15 protein-coding genes are annotated in these 17,835 nt (G+C 63.2%); 7 read left to right on the forward strand and 8 right to left on the reverse strand.

Annotation, left to right across the window (positions count from 1 at the left end):
• Positions 1 to 42: 42 nt before the first annotated feature.
• The 3 genes from AC04SH_RS19085 to AC04SH_RS19095 are packed head-to-tail and all read right to left on the reverse strand — an operon-like array spanning position 43 to position 4,642.
• On the reverse strand, positions 43 to 1,197 hold the full coding sequence (locus AC04SH_RS19085) for an efflux RND transporter periplasmic adaptor subunit (protein ID WP_488576208.1): 1,155 nt from the start codon (positions 1,195 to 1,197) through the stop codon (positions 43 to 45).
• 14 nt (positions 1,198 to 1,211) lie between these two features.
• Positions 1,212 to 4,406 (reverse strand): efflux RND transporter permease subunit, encoded by a 3,195-nt coding sequence (locus AC04SH_RS19090; RefSeq protein ID WP_488576209.1) that lies wholly within the window; start codon positions 4,404 to 4,406, stop codon positions 1,212 to 1,214.
• Positions 4,400 to 4,642 (reverse strand): hypothetical protein, encoded by a 243-nt coding sequence (locus AC04SH_RS19095; RefSeq protein ID WP_192256158.1) that lies wholly within the window; start codon positions 4,640 to 4,642, stop codon positions 4,400 to 4,402. The genes AC04SH_RS19090 and AC04SH_RS19095 overlap by 7 nt, the downstream gene beginning before the upstream one ends.
• A gap of 242 nt (positions 4,643 to 4,884) precedes the next feature.
• Here AC04SH_RS19095 and AC04SH_RS19100 point away from each other — a divergent pair, with 242 nt between their 5' ends.
• Positions 4,885 to 5,466, forward strand: a complete 582-nt coding sequence (locus AC04SH_RS19100; RefSeq protein ID WP_112565683.1) for a TetR/AcrR family transcriptional regulator — start codon at positions 4,885 to 4,887, stop codon at positions 5,464 to 5,466.
• A gap of 360 nt (positions 5,467 to 5,826) precedes the next feature.
• Here the strand turns inward: AC04SH_RS19100 and AC04SH_RS19105 are convergent, their stop codons facing one another.
• The 5 genes from AC04SH_RS19105 to AC04SH_RS19125 form a co-directional block, all read right to left on the reverse strand.
• Entirely contained in the window at positions 5,827 to 6,849 is a 1,023-nt protein-coding gene (locus AC04SH_RS19105; RefSeq protein WP_142869518.1) for a LacI family DNA-binding transcriptional regulator, read from the reverse strand.
• A gap of 136 nt (positions 6,850 to 6,985) precedes the next feature.
• Positions 6,986 to 7,780: an ATP-binding cassette domain-containing protein gene (locus AC04SH_RS19110; protein WP_488576210.1), complete on the reverse strand. Its 795-nt coding sequence runs from the start codon at positions 7,778 to 7,780 to the stop codon at positions 6,986 to 6,988.
• Between the two features lie 3 nt (positions 7,781 to 7,783).
• Positions 7,784 to 8,770: an ABC transporter permease gene (locus tag AC04SH_RS19115; RefSeq protein ID WP_488576211.1), complete on the reverse strand. Its 987-nt coding sequence runs from the start codon at positions 8,768 to 8,770 to the stop codon at positions 7,784 to 7,786.
• A gap of 111 nt (positions 8,771 to 8,881) precedes the next feature.
• Positions 8,882 to 9,814, reverse strand: coding sequence for a substrate-binding domain-containing protein (locus AC04SH_RS19120; RefSeq protein ID WP_488576212.1), 933 nt, complete (start codon positions 9,812 to 9,814; stop codon positions 8,882 to 8,884).
• A gap of 255 nt (positions 9,815 to 10,069) precedes the next feature.
• Positions 10,070 to 11,227 carry a fumarylacetoacetate hydrolase family protein gene (locus AC04SH_RS19125; protein WP_488576213.1) on the reverse strand — a complete coding sequence of 386 codons (1,158 nt, stop codon included), beginning with the start codon at positions 11,225 to 11,227 and terminating at the stop codon, positions 10,070 to 10,072.
• A 186-nt stretch (positions 11,228 to 11,413) separates the two neighbouring features.
• Between AC04SH_RS19125 and AC04SH_RS19130 the strand changes: the two genes are divergently transcribed.
• The 6 genes from AC04SH_RS19130 (at position 11,414) to AC04SH_RS19155 (ending at position 17,454) form a co-directional block, all read left to right on the forward strand.
• The gene (locus tag AC04SH_RS19130) at positions 11,414 to 12,697 is read left to right on the forward strand and encodes an NAD(P)/FAD-dependent oxidoreductase (RefSeq protein ID WP_488576214.1); all 1,284 of its coding nucleotides are present in this window, start codon (positions 11,414 to 11,416) and stop codon (positions 12,695 to 12,697) included.
• A 95-nt stretch (positions 12,698 to 12,792) separates the two neighbouring features.
• On the forward strand, positions 12,793 to 13,680 hold the full coding sequence (locus AC04SH_RS19135) for an ABC transporter permease (protein ID WP_488576215.1): 888 nt from the start codon (positions 12,793 to 12,795) through the stop codon (positions 13,678 to 13,680).
• Positions 13,677 to 14,501, forward strand: coding sequence for an ABC transporter permease (locus AC04SH_RS19140; RefSeq protein ID WP_488576216.1), 825 nt, complete (start codon positions 13,677 to 13,679; stop codon positions 14,499 to 14,501). Before AC04SH_RS19135 ends, AC04SH_RS19140 begins: the two co-directional genes overlap by 4 nt.
• A 26-nt stretch (positions 14,502 to 14,527) precedes the next feature.
• Positions 14,528 to 15,598, forward strand: a complete 1,071-nt coding sequence (locus AC04SH_RS19145; RefSeq protein ID WP_488576217.1) for an ABC transporter substrate-binding protein — start codon at positions 14,528 to 14,530, stop codon at positions 15,596 to 15,598.
• Positions 15,599 to 15,770: 172 nt separating this feature from the next.
• Complete coding sequence (locus tag AC04SH_RS19150; protein WP_488576218.1) at positions 15,771 to 16,379, forward strand: helix-turn-helix domain-containing protein; 609 nt, start codon at positions 15,771 to 15,773, stop codon at positions 16,377 to 16,379.
• The gene (locus AC04SH_RS19155) at positions 16,369 to 17,454 is read left to right on the forward strand and encodes an ABC transporter ATP-binding protein (RefSeq protein ID WP_488576219.1); all 1,086 of its coding nucleotides are present in this window, start codon (positions 16,369 to 16,371) and stop codon (positions 17,452 to 17,454) included. Before AC04SH_RS19150 ends, AC04SH_RS19155 begins: the two co-directional genes overlap by 11 nt.
• The last annotated feature ends 381 nt before the right edge of the window (positions 17,455 to 17,835 follow it).

The raw sequence follows: 17,835 nt of genomic DNA on the forward strand, positions 1-17,835 counted from the left end.
TGGGTGCCGAGGGCGCCACAGAACCGGGGCTGATGGGGGTTATCAGCTGGCCGGTTTTTCCTGAGGCAATGGCGAGATCGGCATTCCTGGTCCGATCTTCTGCAGATTGCCCGTTATCACCTGGTCGCCTTCGGCAACGCCGCTGAGGACAGCCACCAGATCGCCGCTGTTCGCGCCAAGCGTGACGATGCGCTGGTCGACCGTGTTGCCCTTGCCGACGACATAGACATATTTCCCGAGCTGGCTCGAACCCAGCGCCACCTGCGGCACCATCAGCGCGTCGGGCAGCTGCTTGATGTGCAGCCGCACGCGAACATACTGGCCCGGCAGCAGCGAGAACTTCGCATTGCCGATGGTGGCGCGCGCCGTGATCGTGCCGGTCGAGTGGTCGACCGTGTTGTCGATGAAGGTGAGTTCGCCCTTCTGGCTGGCCTCGGTCTCGCCGGGCAGCAGCACCTCGACCTCGATCGGGCCGGCCGCGCGGGCCTGCTCGATTTCGGCCAAGTCCGTCTCGCTCGGATTGAAGGTGACATAGATCGGGTCGAGCTGCACCAGCGTGTTCAGCACCGTGCCGGCAACGCTGACCAGCGTGCCGACCGAAGCCTGGTTGCGGCCGACGCGGCCGGCAAACGGGGCGTGGATTTCGGCATAGCTCAAATTGAGCTCGGCTGTCCGTACCGCCGCCTGGTTGACGGCAAGCGACGCTTCGGCCTGGCGCAGGGTGCTGGTGCGTTGGTCGAACCCGTCCTTGGCCAGGTAACCACTCTTGGCGAGCTCAGAGCCGCGGCCGAGATTGGAGCGCGCATAGTCGAGCGTCGCCTGGTCGCGTTGTACCGCGGCCTTGGCCTGGTCGAGAGCCGCCTGGAAGTCGTCAGGCGAGATCTTGTAGAGCAGGTCGCCCTTGCGCACATCGGCGCCGTCCTCAGCCGTCTGTTCGTCGAGATAACCGGGCACCCGGGCTTGCAGCGTGATGCTGCGGATCGCCTCGATGCGGGCGGCGTAGTCGAGATAGATCGGGATCGTCTTCTTGACGACGCTCGCCACCGGCACCGGCATGACGAATGCCGCTGGCGCCGGCGTCGCTGCCGCTGTGCCGGCATTGAGGCTGAGATTGCCCATATCGAGGAAGTGAACGCTTGCCACCGAGATCGCCCCCAGGGCGATGGCCGTTCCCAAAGCTATTTTCCATTTACGCATTTTGGTCTCCAATTCTATTCGGCTGCTTCGGCCAGTCGCACGAGCGCTGGGTCGGCAGTCGGTTCATTGTTGTCCTGGCCACTATGATCCTGGTCATGGGCGTCGCTACGCTCGCGGCCTTCGCGCAGCCGTTCGATGACTGCGTAGAAGACCGGCACGAACACCAGCGACAGGATGGTCGCGGCAACCATGCCGCCGAAGACGGTGGTGCCGATCGACTGCCGGCTTGCTGCACCAGCACCCGTCGCAAACATCAGCGGCAGCACGCCGAGGATGAAGGCGAAGGCCGTCATCAGGATCGGCCGCAGCCGGAGCCGCGCGGCTTCCATCGCCGCGTCGACGATGCTCAGGCCTTCCTCGCGCCGCCGCCTTGCGAACTCGACGATCAGGATCGCGTTCTTGGCCGCCAGGCCAATCAGCATGACGAAGCCGATCTGCGAGTAGACGTCGATCTGCATGCCGCGCAGGAAGAGGGCTGCGAAGGCGCCGAAGAGGGCCAGTGGCACCGCCAAGAGCACCATGAACGGCATCGCCCAGCTCTCATACTGCATCGCCAGGATCAGGAAGACGAAGACGATGGCGAGGCCGAAGACGACCGACGCGATCGATCCGGCCTTGAGCTCCTGGAAGGTGATGCCGGTCCATTCGAAACCGAAATCCCTGGGCAGTGCGGTGGCAGCGGCCCGTTCCATCGCGGCGACCGCCTGGCCCGACGAGAAGCCGGGAGCAGCACCGCCATTGATCGTGGCCGAGGCGTTGTTGTTGTAGTGCGGCACGGTTTCAGGGCCGACGAACGGCACCAGCTTGCCCAGCGTCGAGAGCGGCACCATGCCGCCGGACGCATTGCGCACATAGAGCCGCGAAATGTCGGCGGCACCCGCACGTGCATCCTTGTCAGCCTGGATGGTCACCCGGAAGGTGCGGCCGAACAGGTTGAAGTCGTTGACGTAGAGCGAGCCGAGATAGATCTGCAGCGTATTGAAGACGTCGGGCAGGTTGAGGCCGAGCAGTTTGGCCTTGCTTCGGTCGAGGTCGTAGTTGAACTGCGGCGTCGAGGTCGAGAACGGCGAGAACAGCTGCTGCGGATTGATTTCCGGCTGCTTGCGCGCCTCGGCGATCACGGCTTGCGTCGCATCGTTGAGAGCCGCGCTGCCGCGTCCGGTAAGGTCTTCGACGACGAATTCGAAGCCGCCCGTGGTGCCGATACCCGGGATCGAAGGCGGATCGAAGGACAGCGCGAAGGCTTCCGGAATCTGCATCAGCTTGCCGCGCACGTCGGCGACGAGCTTGGACGCGCTCTGGTCGGGGCCGCGCTCCTCCCACGGCTTCAGGATGGCGAACTCGACCGCCGAGTTCGACTGCGCCGCACTGGTCAGGAAGTTCAGGCCGCTGATCGAGCCGACGATGTCGACGCCGGGCGTCGCTTGCAATATGTCGCGCGCCTTCTGCGCCACCGCATCGGTGCGCTCCAGCGAAGCGCCGTCAGGCAGCTGGATGACGACGAAGAAGTAGCCCTGGTCCTCGACCGGAAGGAAGGTCGAAGGCAGCTTTTGCCAGACGAAGTAGGTCGCGACCAGTCCGGCCGCGAACAGGCCGAGCATGATCCAGCGCAGCCGGATGAGGATGCGCACGCCGTGGGCGTAGAGATGCGAGAGCTTGTCGAAGCCGGCATTGAACCAGCGGAAAGGTGCGAATTGCGTCTCGCCCCGATGGCGCAGGAAGGCGGCACTCAGCGCAGGGCTGAGCGTCAGCGAGTTGAAGGCGGAGATGCCGACCGAAATCGCCACCGTCAGTGCGAACTGGTTGTAGAGCTTGCCGGAGACGCCGGGAATGAAGGCGACCGGCACGAAGACGGCCATCAGCACCGCGGTGGTGGCGATGATCGGTCCGGTGACCTCGGCCATGGCGGCCTTGGTCGCCGCCAGCGGTTTGAGGCCTGCCTCCAGTTGTCGTTCGACGTTTTCGACCACCACGATGGCGTCGTCGACGACGAGGCCGATGGCCAGCACCATGCCGAGCAGAGAGAGCATGTTGAGCGAGAAGCCGAGCATCTCCATGACGACCATCGTCGCCACCAGCGACACCGGAATGGCGATGGTCGGGATGATCGTCGTGCGCCAGCTTTGCAGGAAGATGAACACCACGGCCACGACGAGCACCAGCGCTTCGCCGAGCGTGATCAGCACGTCATGCATCGAGGCCGACACGAAGCGCGTCGTGTCGTAATGCATGGCGTAGGAGACGCCCTTGGGGAAACGGGCCGACAGCTCCTGCATCTTGTCCTTGACGCGCTGTTGCAGATCGAGCGCGTTGGAACCGGGCATCTGGTAGACGGCGAGCACCACGGTCGGGTCTTTGCCGAAGAAGGCCGACGACGAATATTGCAGAGCGCCGAGTTCGATGCGGGCGACGTCGCGCAGCCGCACCAGCGAACCGGTGTCCGTATTGGCGCGCACGACGATGTCGCCGAACTCCTTCGGGTCGCTCAGGCGGCCGACGGCGTTGACCTGCATTTCGAAGGCGGTGCCGGCGGGCGCCGGCGACTGGCCGATCTTGCCGGCCGCGACCTGGACGTTCTGTTCCGAAATGGCATTCTGGACGTCGACCGCGGTGATGCCGAGATTGGCGAGTTTGTCGGGATCGAGCCAGACGCGCATCGAATAGCGCCGCTCGCCGAAGATCTGCACATCGCCGACGCCGGGCAGACGCTTGAGCGGATCGACAACCTGCAGATAGGCAAGGTTGCTCAGCGCCACCGGATCGACCGAACTGTCGGGCGAGGTCAGGTTGACGATGAGGACGAAGTTCGGATTCTGCTTCTTGATCGTCACACCACCCTGGTTGACGATCGCCGGCAGCGACGAGGCGGCTTGCGAGACGCGGTTCTGCACGTCGACGGCCGCGGTGCTCAGGGGATAACCGACATCGAAGGTGATGGTGATGGTCGAGGAGCCGTCATTGGAGCTCGACGACGACATGTAGGTCATGCCTTCGACACCGTTGATCTGCTGCTCCAGCGGCGTCGTCACCGTATCGGCGACGACCTGTGCGCTCGCGCCCGGATAATGCGCACTGACCACCACCTGGGGCGGCGTGATGTCGGGAAACTGCGAGACCGGCAAAAGGAAATAACAAATCGTCCCGGCGAGCACCATGATGATGGCGATGGCCGAGGCGAAGATCGGACGATGGATGAAAAAGTTTACCACGACACGCATGCCTCTTTAAATGAATGGGCAGACCGGGACAGCCGCCGACTGCGCGCCGAACCCGGGTCCTGCAAAAAATACGAAGACGGCGCCGCGCCGCTGAGGCCCTGCTCATCGGCCACGGTCCTCAGCATCGCTTCGAAGGCGCGGGGGTTGACGCGGTCCGCCTTCATCACCAGCCGGATCATCGGATCCCGGATGGCTTCATCGATGGTCAAATCCTTGCGCTGCGACATCGGAGCGTCTCCATTCCAGCGATTCGCATCGGATGATCGCGAACCGGTTTTCATCTCTTCACCGGCCGGAGCCGCATGAACCGCAATTTTCACCCTTTGTGATCTGGCAGGACCAGTTCACGGCCTTGTTATTGACGGAAGGCTACATAGGTGTTACCAGTAAGTAACATTCGGATAGTTACAGACCGGTAACACCCTAGTCAAGAGGTGGACCGAAAATTTAGGGAGACAAGGAGACGGCGATGGCAGACGGCATTACGGATCGCGTGCGTCCCCGGGATCGAATCCTGGAGACGGCGCAGGACATGTTTCACAAACATGGCATCAAGGGCGTCGGCGTCGACGCCATTACGGAAGCCGCCGGCACCAACAAGATGACGCTCTACCGTCATTTCGAGTCCAAGGACGAACTCATCATCCAGTGCCTGCGCGCTTCGGCGGCCAAGGGCGCCGCGATATGGGATGAGTTCGAGGCGGAGCACCCCGGCGACAAGCTGGCGCAATTGCATGCCTGGGTCCGCAAGGTCGCCGACATGCTCGCCGCCGACGGTCGCGGCTGCGACATGGCCAACGCCGCCGTCGAACTGACCGAGCCGAACCATCCGGCGAGAAGCGTGATCAAGGAGCTCAAGAGCGCCCAGCGCGATCGCCTTATTACGCTATGCCGCGATGCCGGCATCGGGCAGGCCGAGCTTCTCGCCGATACGCTGTCGCTGCTGTTCGAGGGCGCGCGCGTCAGCGTGCAGACCATGGGCTGCCAAGGCCCCAGCACACAGTTCGTGCGCATGGCGGAAGGCCTGATCAGCTCTTTCAGGGCACGCTGACAGCCAGCGTTTCGCTCGCTGCGCCCGTATGGGGAGCAGCGGTTCGCATCGCCACTGGCCATCCGGGTGAGCAGCCCCGGCTGTTGGCGAGACCTCGCACCTCAGCTTCAAATTCATTTGCAAAAGAAAAAGCCCGCTGCCGGGAGGAGGTGGCAGCGGGCTTGATTTCGAATACGGCGCGGGAGGAGGTGCACCGCACTCAAGGCCGGCATCGCATCTGGGAGGAGTAGATGGCCGACCACCAATACCTACGAGTTGCTTAATGATTCGGCAACCATAAAAGATGCATAGCTGCTGTGCAGATTTGCGGCAGCTACCCCGACTTGTCGTACAAATAGGAAAAGCCGCCACGGCGCAAATTCACTGCACCGGCACGTTCTCCTTGAAGATCAGCCGCGGCTCGATGAACTTCTTCGTCAGATAGGGTGCCGCGGACGCGATCGAGCCGAGCAGGCGGATCACCGATTGCTCGGCGATCAGCCGCGCATTCTGGTCGATGACGACATCGGCGAGATCGTCGACGAGATAACCGCGCGTTTCCTTCGTCAGGTCGTGGCAGATGAACACCGGCTTTTTCTTCGGCCTGGTTTCGAGCAGCGCTCTGGCCACGCCTGAGCGTCCGGCGCCGACGCAGTAGATGCCGAGCAGGTCCGGCTCGTTATGCAGCGCCTGCATCGTGGCAGCATAGCTGCCCTCCGGCTCGTCATTGATCTCGACGGCGCTTGAGACTGTGAGGTTGGGGAACTCTTCCGACAGCACCGAGCGGAAGCCCATTTCGCGCTCCTCATGCCCGCGATAGGAGCGCGAGCCGACCACCATCGCCAGATGGCCCTTATGGCCGTTGAGGAACCGCCCCATCAGCAGCGCCGCGGTACGCCCCGCCACCCGGTTGTCGATGCCGACATAGGCCGAGCGCGGGGCCGCCGGAACGTCTGAGACCAGCGTGACGAGCCGGATGCCGGCCTCGACCACGTCACGCAATATGTTGCGCGTCCTGGGATGATCGACGGCGATGACGCCGACGCCGTTGGCCTTCAGCGACAGATTTTCGACCGCCGCCTGGAGTGCGGCCGGCGAGATGCCGGCAAGGTTGTGGATGCGGCAGGAGGCGACCAGCGGCAGGCGCGCCGCATAGTCCTCGATATGCCCGGCCAGATCGACCATGAAGCCGTTGGCGCCGATCGGCAGGAAGAATTCGAGATGCGCCGGCCGCGATGGCAGCGTCACCTGGTCGACCACCGGCAAATAGCCGAGCTGCTTGGCCGCTTCCATCACGCGCTGCCGGTTGGCGGCGCTCGCGCCGGCCCGGTTGTTGAGCACACGGTCGACAGTCGCGGTCGACAGGCCGCAGCTTCTGGCTATGTCAGCAACGGTGGCTTTCATGGTCACAGTCATAGAGCATGATCCCGAAAAGTGGGAACCGGTTTTGTCGGACAAACGGGAACCGTTTTGTCCAAAGATCATGCTCCACAAAGAGTTAGAGCTGATGCGATCCTGCGCCAGACGGCAGGAAGACGGTTCAGCCGTGCGATGGCCTGCCTTCGGCGATGGCGTCGCGGATTTCCTTGTCCGACATGCCGGTAATGATGCGTTCGACCTCGGCGACGTTGGTCTTCTTCGGGTCGATGTCATCGGCGACCACCTGGCCCCGGCGCATGACGACGATGCGGTCGACCACTTGGAAGACGTGGTGGATGTTGTGGGCGATGAAGATGCAGGAATGGCCGGAATCGCGCGCGTTGCGCACGAAGCTCAGCACGCCTTGCGTCTCGGCGACGCCGAGATTGTTGGTCGGCTCGTCAAGGATGATGAGGTCGCTGTCGAAATGCATGGCGCGGGCGATGGCGACGGCCTGCCGCTCGCCGCCGGAGAGCGAGCCGATCGGCGTCGTCGGCGGGATATTTTTCGAAATGCCGACTTGCTTGAGCAGGTCGCGGGCGACCACGTTCATCGCCTCCTGGTCCATGCGGTTCAGAAAGCGCGGCGGCTTGATCGGTTCGCGCCCGAGGAACAGGTTGCGCGCGATCGACAGCTGCGTGACCAGTGCGGAGTCCTGGTAGATCGTCTCGATGCCGTGCGCGATGGCGTCGCTGGTGCTGCGCAGATTGACCTTCTTGCCGCGGATGAAGATGTCGCCACTGGTCAGTGGCACGGCGCCCGACAACACCTTGATCAGCGTCGACTTGCCGGCACCATTGTCGCCGAGCAGGCCGACGATCTCCCTTTCGTTGACGTGGAAATTGGCGTCCTCGAGCGCCTGCACGCGCCCGTAGGACTTTTTGATGTTGGTCATGCGGATGAGCGGTTCAGCCATGGTTCACGTCCCTGCCTGATGCCGGCGTTCCAGCCATGAATGGAGCGCCATCATGCCGAGAATAATGGCGCCGATGAAGATGTTGTAGGCAAGGCCCGGCACGCCGATCAGCACGATGCCGTTGCGCATGACGCGCAGGATCAGGATGCCGAGCACTGTGCCGATGATGGTGCCGCGTCCGCCGGTCAGCGCCGTGCCGCCGATCACCACCATGGCGATGACTTCGAGCTCGTAGCCGGTGCCGCTGTTGGGGTTGGCGGCCGATGTGCGCAGCGAGGAGATGACACCGGCCAGCGATGCCATCAGCGACGACAGGATGAACAGACCGATCTTGACGCCGTTGACGTTGACGCCGCGGGCGCGGGCGGCATTCGGGTTGCCGCCGGCTGCCTGGATCCAGTTGCCGGTGCGGCTCTGCGTCAGCACGTAGCCGAGTATTGCGGCCGCCGCGATGAACCAGAACAGCGACATGTAGATGCGGAACGGCCCGATGAAGAAATCGCCGACCAGCGCTTCCGCGAGCCGGCTGCCTTCCGCGCTCCAGGTGCGCTGCGGAAAGCCGTCGGTGACAAAAAGCGCTGTGCCGCGCACCACCAAGAGCATGCCGAGCGTGACCAGGAAGGACGGGATCTTGAGCTGGGTGACGAACCAGCCATTGACCAGACCGATGAGAGCGGCGACCATCAGCGCGGCGAGGAAGCCGACTTCCAGCGAGGTCAGGCCGCTGTTGAACAGCGTCCACATCAGCACCGGCGAGAAGCCGAACAGCGAGCCGACCGACAGGTCGAATTCGCCCGATGTCATCAGCAGCGTCATCGCCAGCGCGATCAGCCCGAGCTCGACGGTGAAGGCCAGCGTGTTGGAGATGTTTTGCGGCGACAGGAAATCGTGGTTGATGCTCCAGAACACCGCGATTTCGACGATGAGCAGCACGAAAGGCCCGAATTCCGGCCTCGCGATCAGGCGTTGGGTGAGCGAACGGTTTTCCACTGATAACCCGCGACAGGAAGGGAAGGGCTGAACCTCCGCACGTGGTGCGAAAGCTTCGGCGAAAAAGACAGTCGCGACCGCGGCTGCGGCCGCGACTGTTGGATATCCAGGTTATTTGCCGGACAGGATGTCGTCGTAGACCTGCGCGGTGTCCTTTTCGTAGAGCGCGCCGGTGATGACGTTGAAGCCCGGAGGAATGCCCGACGCTGCCATGTTGGCGAGCGACAGTGCGACATAGCTGGTCGCCTGCGGGTCCTGCCATTGGCCGGCATTGACGTAGCCGGTCAGCACTTCCTGGGTGGTGTCGAGCGAGTTGCCCCAGCCGACGACCGGGATTTCACCCGGCTTGATGCCGACCTGGTCGAAGACCCGCTTGATCGAGCCGGTGACGAGGTCGCCGAGGCCGATGATCGCCTTGACCTTGGCCTTGTTGGCGGTGAGGTAATCGACCATGCGGTTGATCACTTCGGCCTGGTCGAGCGTCGCCTCGGTGATCTCATAGGTGATGCCGAGTGGCCCGAAGACGCTCTTGATGCCTTCCTCTTCCTGGACGCCATAGGTGGCGCCGGGGATTTCGACCGGCATCCAGACGAAGTCGCCCTTCTTCACCAGCCCCTTGTCGACCAGATACTGCGCCCAGTGCTTGCCGAAGGTGACGTTGTCGCCGCCGACGTAGGCGTTGAAATTGGCCTTGGGATCGGGCGTGTTGAAATTGATGATCGGGATGTTTGCCGCGCGGGCCTCCTTGACGATCTCGACGAGGCTGCCCGGATCGGGGCTGGTGGTGACGATGCCGTCGGCCTTGGCGGAGAGGGCCGCGCGAACCGCTTCCTGCTGCGAGGCGACGTCACCATTGTGGAACGAGGTGTTGACGGTGTTGCCGGTGTCTTTCGCCCATTGCTTGGCGCCGGCGAGGAAGTAGGTCCAGACCGGGTCGGCCGGGCCGCCATGCGAAATCCAGTAGAACGTCTTGGCCTGTGCCGCCGCCGGAATGGCCAGCGCCACAATCAAGCCGAGCACGAGTAATCGTAGCCTCGTTAGCATTTGCTTTCCTCCCATGTTGAAAAACGACCTCCACGTCCGGCGATGATCCGGGCCATGCCCGATCATTTCCTCCTGCCAGCGCCGCCCGGATGCTCAGAGCATCTTCTTTTCCGGCCGATGGCAAGCCTCCATCCGCCCAATGGATGGTGGCGCGATGCAACACGCCATCAGCGATCCCATCAGATCGCATCAGTTCGAGCAAATCCAGGAAAAGTGTGAGGCGGTTTTCCCGGGAAAAGCGCAGCGCCCGAAAAATCAGATAAGGCCGGCCTTGGCGAGGTCGCGCATGAGATGGCTGGCGCCGTAGGTCCAGTGCGGACAATCGGGCGACAGAAGCACGCGATTGACCAGCGCGCCGAATTTCTCCGAGGAGATGGTGACGATGTCGCCGACCTTGTGGGTGAAGCCCTTGCCCTTTTCGCCGCGGTCCTTCGACGGCACGAACATGGTGCCGAGATAAAGCGCCAACCCGTCCGGATATTGGTGGTGCGGCCCCATGGCGGCGGCAACGAGTTCTTCCGGCGAACGGCTGATCTCGGCCATCGAGCTCGCGCCCTCCAGCGAAAATCCATCCTCGCCCTCGACCTTCAGCCGCACAATGGCCTGCTTCACGTCGTCGATCGAAAATGTTGCGTCGAACAGCCGGATGAATGGGCCGAGCGAAGCCGAGGCATTGTTGTCCTTGGCCTTGCCGAGCAGCAGTGCCGAACGTCCCTCGACATCCCTGAGATTGACGTCGTTGCCGATGGTGGCGCCGACGATCTTGCCGCTGCTGGCGGCGATCATGGCAATCTCCGGCTCCGGATTGTTCCAGGTCGACACGGGATGCAGCCCGACATCGGCGCCGAAGCCGACCGACGCCATCGGCTGGCACTTGGTGAAGATCTCGGCGTCGGGCCCGATACCGACTTCCAGATATTGCGACCAGGCGCCGCGCTGGATCAGCTTGGCCTTGATCTCCATCGCTTCCGGCGAGCCGGGCTTCAGCTTCGACAGATCGTGGCCGATCAGCCCGGCAATGTCGGCGCGGATGGCGTCGGCCTTTTCCGCCGAACCGCGTGCCTGCTCCTCGATGACGCGCTCGAGCAGACTGACGACGAAGGTCACGCCCGACGCCTTCACCGCCTGCAGGTCGACGGGCGAGAGGAGATAGGGCTTTGCCGGATCGCGGGTGGCCTGAAAGCTGTTGGCGGCGATCGCCTCGAGCGAGCCGATCGACTTGCCCTTGGCTGAGCTCGCATAGCCAGCCGGGTCGGCCATCTCGCAAATGTCGCGCACAGTGGGCGCTGCGCGAGAGGTGATGTCAAAGACGGTGCCGTCGCGAACCGTGACCACCAGCGGATGCGGGGCATCGTTCGCTTTGGCGCGGCCGATGAAGAGCCCGTCGGCGGGAAGCTGCGTTGGGTTCGTCATGGCTTACGGTCCTTTGACTGATTGCGAATGGGAACTGGCCTGAAGGGCGCGGCACTTTCACCGGATTCCTGCCAAAGGTCTATCCCGTGGCGCAGCCAATTGTCGGTGCTGACATGAAGGCATCTCTTTCAAAAAAATGAAATTGCCACTAGCATTTTCATTTTGCGCCATTCTCTAGGTGAAGCCTTGCCCACACTGTTTTCCGTTCCGATCTGGCAAAAGCCGCAGACCGCATCCACCTTTCAGTCGCTCGTCCCGGATGGCACGCTGGTGGATGTCGTCATCGTCGGCGGCGGCTTCATGGGCCTGTCGACGGCCTTGCATGCCGCCCGGCTTGGTCTCGGCGTGCAGGTGCTGGAGGCCGGCGAGGTCGGGCAGGGCGCCTCGGGTCTTAATGGCGGCCAGGTCATTCCCGGCCTGAAATACGATCCCGAATGGCTGCTCCAGCATTTCGGCCCCGGGCGTGGCCAGGCATTGGTCGATTTCGCCGCCTCGACGGCCGATGCGGTGTTCGATCTCATCCGTGACGAAAAACTGGCGGTGCCGTTCACGCGCCATGGCTGGATCCAGGCTGCGCACACCGAAACCGCTTTGACAGCGGCAGCGAACCGGGATCGGCAATGGCGGGCACGTGGCGCCGATGTCCGGCTTCTGAGTGGAAGCGAGATCGCTGCGATGACCGGCGCGCAAGGCTATCTCGGCGGCTGGCTCGACCGCCGCGCCGGCATCATCGATCCGCTCGCTTATACGCTGGAACTGGCGCGCATTGTTGCCGCAGCCGGCGCCAGCATTGCCGAACGGCAGAAGGTGGTGAAGCTGACCAGGGATGCCGGCTTGTGGCGTGTTTCGACAGAAAACGGCACCGAAGTAAGAGCCAAGGCGGTTGTGCTGGCGACCAACGCCTATACCGATGGACTGCTTCCAGGTCTCGCCGAGACCATCGTGCCGCTGCATTCCTTCCAGATCGCGACCGCGCCACTGTCGTCCAACCTTGCAGCGGCGATCTTGCCGGAAGGGCAAGCGGTGTCCGACTCCAGGCGCATCCTCGTCTACTATCGCAGGAGCGCCGACGGTCGGCTGGTGCTTGGCGGGCGCGGCCGCATGGCCCTGCCAAAGAGCGAGGCCGACTGGGCGCATCTGCAGCGCGCGCTGGTGCGGCTCTATCCGGCGCTCTCCGATGTTCCCATCGAGAAGCGCTGGTTCGGCCGCGTGGCGATGACGCCGGATCATCTGCCGCACATCCACGAGCCTGAAAAAGGCTTGCTCGCCGTGGTCGGCTGCCAGGGCAGGGGCGTCGGCCTGATGAGCGCGCTGGGAAAGCGCATGGCGGGCTACCTTGCAAACGCTGACGTAGCGCAATTGCCGTTCCCGCTGTCGCCGATCCGGCCGATCCCGTTCCATGCCTTCCGCCAGGTCGGCGTCGCCGCGACCATCGCCTGGTACCGGATGCTGGACGCCTTCGAGCGCTGATTGTGCGCCAGCCGTTTAGTTCCGCGGATTCAGCTTGACAGTTTCACGAATATGAAAAAAATTAAGTCGATTTCATAATTCGGTTGAACAGTTTGATGTCGACCATCGTTGCAACAGAAGCACCGGCACAGCCCCGATCCCCTTCAGGCTTCCGCTTCGCCATTTTGCTGCCGGGCGGACTGGTCACCTTCTTCCTGATCCTGTTCGCCCTCGGCCTGGTGCTGTTCCTCGCCTTCCGCGGCAATGACGGCTCGCTGCTCGGCGCCGGTTTCACGGCGGACAATTTCATTACCGTGGTCTCCGATCCGCTGTACTGGACGGTGACGCTGCGCTCGCTGGTGATTGCCGGCCTGGTGACGCTGGCAACCGTCGTCACCGCCTATCCCGTCGCCTACTATCTCGCGTTCCATGCCGGCCGCCGCCGTGGACTGCTGCTGTTCCTGGTGACGCTGCCGTTCTGGACCAGCTATCTCCTGCGCGTCTTCGCCTGGAAGATCGTGCTGGCCTACAACGGCGTGTTGAACTCGGCGCTGATCGAAAGCGGCATCTGGTCGGAACCGACGCTGGCCTTCCTCAACACGCCGGCTGCGGTCGTGGTTACCTTGGCACACGCCTACGCGCCGTTTGCCATCCTGCCGATCTATGTGGCGCTAGACACCATTCCGAAATCGCTGCTCGAAGCCGCGTCCGATCTTGGCGCCAGACCCTTCACTACCTTCCGCCGCGTTGTCTTGCCCAATTCGATGCCGGGCGTGCTGGCGGCAGCCCTGGTCGTCTTTGTGCCGACGGTCGGCGACTATGTCACGCCGGCTATGGTCGGCGGCCCGGCCAGCACCATGATCGGCACGCTGATCCAGTCGCAATTCGGCAAGGCCAATGATTGGCCGTTCGGCGCCGCACTCTCGGTCTGCGTGATGCTGGTCATCCTGTGCGTGGTGCTGGTCGCGCGCTCTGCCGACCGCAAATTCGGCAGCCGCACATGAGCGCGGCGCGCACGGAAGGCGGTCGCTGGCTTGGCGTTTACGTCATCGCCTACTTGGTGTTCCTCTACCTGCCGGTCCTTTTGATCCCGCTGTTCTCCTTCAACAATTCCATCCAGGCAGCGTTTCCGCTGCAGGGTTTTACGCTCGAATGGTATGCCACGCTCTATGGCAATCCGGCGCTGTCCGGCGCGCTTTTGAACAGCCTCGTCATCGGCATCGTGGCCGCCGCCGGCGCCACGCTCTGCGGCATAACCGTCTCCTACATGGACCTCTATGGCCGCTCGCCACTGGCCGCCACCATCAGCGCCATCTCTAGGCTGCCGATCCTGATCCCCGGCGTCATCGTCGGCATATCGCTGCTTATCCTCGTCAACCTCATCGGCCTCGGCCCGTCGCGCATCGCCATCGTTCTCGGCCACATACTGGTGGCGCTTCCGACGACGGTGGTGATCATGCGCAGCCGCTTCGCCGCCATCCCGAAAACCATTCCCGAGGCCGCGCTCGATCTCGGCGCGTCCGACTGGACCACGTTCCGGCGGGTGATGCTGCCGCTCAGCCTGCCAGCGATCATTTCGGCCTTCATGCTGGCGTTTCTGATTTCCTTCGACGAATTCATCGTCGTCTTCTTCCTCGCCGGCACCGAGCCGACGCTGCCGCTCTACATATGGAGCCAGCTGCGATTTCCCCGCTCGCTGCCGACCGTGATGGCGCTGGGGACTGCGATCCTCACCGTGTCTTTCATCATCGCCGGCACAGCCGAATTGCTGCGCCACCGTGGCCTCAATGCAGGCCGGCGGCCAGCGCCTGCCAATCCAGCCTGAAACCATAACAAGAGAGGAGAACCGAAATGGCATTCGACCTGAAATCGATCACCGGAAAGACAGCCCGCACCGGGCTTGCAGCCCTTGCAATCGTCCTGTCGTCGACCGTCGCCTTCGCCGCCGACAAGCTACAATATTTCACCTGGTCGGGCTATGAACTGCCCGACTTCAACAAGAGCTTCCTGACAGCCCATCCCGATGGCGTCGAAGCCTCGATCTTCGGCGACGACGACGATGCCTTCACCAAGGTCAAGGCCGGCTTCCGCCCCGACATAGCGCATCCCTGTTACGACAAGGTGGCGCGCTGGAACAAGGAGGGCCTGCTGCAGCCGATCGACACCAAGCGCATCAAGAACTGGGATTCGATCTTCCCGGTGTTCAAGAACCTGCCCGACATCCAGGCCGGCGACGGCAAGGTCTGGATGGTGCCGTGGGACTGGGGCAACACCTCGATCCTCTACCGCACCGATCTGGTGAAGAACCCGGAAGCAAGCTGGAACCTTCTGTGGGACAAGCAGTATGCCGGCCGCATGGCGACCATCGATGCCGTGCATGACACGCCGATCGTTGCCGCACTGCTCGCCGGCGTCAATCCGTTCGACATGACGCCTGAGCAGATGGACAAGGTGGCGGAAAAACTGCGCGAGCAGCGTCCGTTGCTGTCCAGCTACACCACCGACATGACCTCGGTCGAACAGGCACTGGCCAGCGGCCAGCTGGTCGCCGCCATGACCTGGAACGCGTCGGCCACCTCGCTTAAGAAGCAAGGTGTGCCGGTCGAGTTCATGAAGCCGAAGGAAGGCATGCTGACCTGGGCCTGCGGCTTCGTCATGCTCAAGGACGCCAAGAACGTCGACCTCGCCTATGACTTCATCAACAGCCGGCTCGACGCCGACTCGGGTAAGTACCTGATCCAGTCCTACGGCTATGGCAGCTCGCTCAGCACCGCCTTCGCCGGCGTGGCGAAGGACGAACTGGACAAGCTGCAATTGCCGGCGGATCCCGAAGTGATGCTGAAGAGCACCATCTTCACCGGCCCGATGAAGCAGAATGACGATGTGGCGAAAATGTTCGAGAAAGTGAAGGCGGGCGGGTAAAGCTCCCCCTTCTCCCCTTGTGGGAGAAGGTGTCGCCGAAGGCGACGGATGAGGGGTGTTCCAGGGAACGCCAACGTCTCACTCCGCTGGAACACCCCTCATCCGTCTCGGCGCTTCGCGCCGATCCACCTTCCCCCACAAGGGGGGAAGGAAACAAGACAAGGACCCACGCATGGACATGCTCGACGACGCAACAGAAAAGCCCAAAGACGATGCCGACATCCGCGTCGGCCGCCGTGTGCGGGCGCTGCGGCTGGAGCGCAATCTGTCGCTGGCCGAGCTTGCGGCCAAGGCCGGCGTGTCGATCGGGGCGCTGAGCCAGATCGAGCGCGGCCTGTCCTCGCTGCGCGTCAAGGTGATCTGGCCGCTCGCTGCCGCACTCGACATCGAGCCCTCGGCGTTGATCACGGACGGCAAGGATGCCGGCAACGATCTCTATTGCGTGCGCGCCGACAAGAGGCGGCAGATCCCGGTCAAGTCGGAAGGCATCGCCAAGGCGCTGCTGTCACCGCCGGGCGCGACGCTGACCGGGCTCCTGGTGACAGTAGAGGCCGATGGTGGCACAGCGGAAGCCTATGCGCATATCGGCCACGAGTTCGGCTACGTCCTGTCGGGCGAGGTCGAGCTGGTGGTGGATTCGACAAAATATGTGCTGAAGAGCGGCGACAGTTTTGCCTTCAAGAGCACGCTTCTGCACGCCTTCCGCAATCCCGGCACCGAGCGCTGCCAGATCCTCTGGGTCAACACCACCAAGCCGTCCGAGGTTCGCGATGGCGCCTGATGCGCTGGTCCGTCTGGACAAGGTCTCGAAGGTGTTTCCCGGCGGCATTGTCGGGCTCGATGCCGTCGATCTCGACATAATCAGCGGCGAGTTCATCACGCTGCTCGGACCGTCGGGTTGCGGCAAGACCACAAGCCTGCGTGTCATCGCCGGCTTCGAGAGTCCGTCGAGCGGCAAGGTTCTGCTCGACGGCCGCGACATCACCGCGCTCCGGCCCTTCGACCGTCCCGTCAACACCGTGTTCCAGGACTACGCGCTGTTCCCGCATATGAACGTGGCGGAAAATGTCGGCTTCGGCCTGTCGCTGCGCAAACTGTCCGGAGCCGAACAGGCCAAGCGCGTCCGCGAAGCGCTCGACATGGTCGGCCTTGCCGACAAGCTCGGCGCCCGCGTCTCCGAACTGTCGGGCGGCCAGCGCCAGCGCGTCGCGCTCGCCCGCGCCATTGTCTGCGAGCCGCGCGTGCTGTTGCTCGACGAGCCGCTGTCCGCGCTCGACGCGCATCTGCGCGAACAGATGCAGGTCGAGCTGAAGCGGCTGCAGTCGCGCCTCGGCACCACCTTCGTCATGGTCACCCACGACCAGACCGAAGCCTTGTCGATCTCCGACCGCATCGTCGTCATGAACAAGGGCCGCATCGAGCAGATCGCGCCGCCGGCGACGCTCTACGACCGGCCGGCGACGAAATTCGTGGCAAGCTTCATCGGCACGATGAACTTGCTTCAGTCGCGCTTCCTCGGCCGCGACGGTGATCGTCTGCGCTTTGCTGCCGGTGGGCTTTCGCTGGAGGCAACATCCGAAACCGGCGATACGCCCGCCGAGGGCGCCGAACGCACCATCGGCGTCCGTCCCGAGGATCTGCTGGCCACCACCGACGCCGCCGCCGGCACCGCTCCGGCGCGCGTCAACAGCATCGTCTTCCACGGCCGCACGCTGCGCCTGCATGCCGAACTCGGCCAGGGGCTGCCGGTGGTGATCGACGCGCCGCGCCAGGCCGAAGGTTTTCAATTCAGCGTCGGCGATGTGGCGCATATCAGTCTGCGCCGTGGCGCCAACTGCCCTATGTTGCCAGGCTGATCCGCCTCAAGATCCAGCGGGGGTTGGTCTGCCTTTGCGTCCAACCGCCGGCGGTGAAAAAGGAAGATGGAATTAAGTGTGAATTGACTCGACAAGGAACATATTCCTACCTTGTCTTATGCCCGAACTGAGCACCCGACCGCGCCGAAATGTGCAAACCCTGTGCCTGGCGCACGAGGTCGGGCAGCTAATTCGTATCCGATGCCGGCACTGCAACATCACTCGACACTATCTCCCTGGCGACCTCGCAAAGCTGGTCGGTGATATACCTTTCTGGGATGTGGAACGGCACATGCGGTGTGAGCGCTGCAAAGGTCGCGAGCTTGACGCCAGCATCATCCTGCCTAGCGCAGCCGAGCGTTTGAAAATTCGTGTCAGGCG

Source organism: Mesorhizobium sp. CNPSo 4688, from assembly GCF_057784295.1.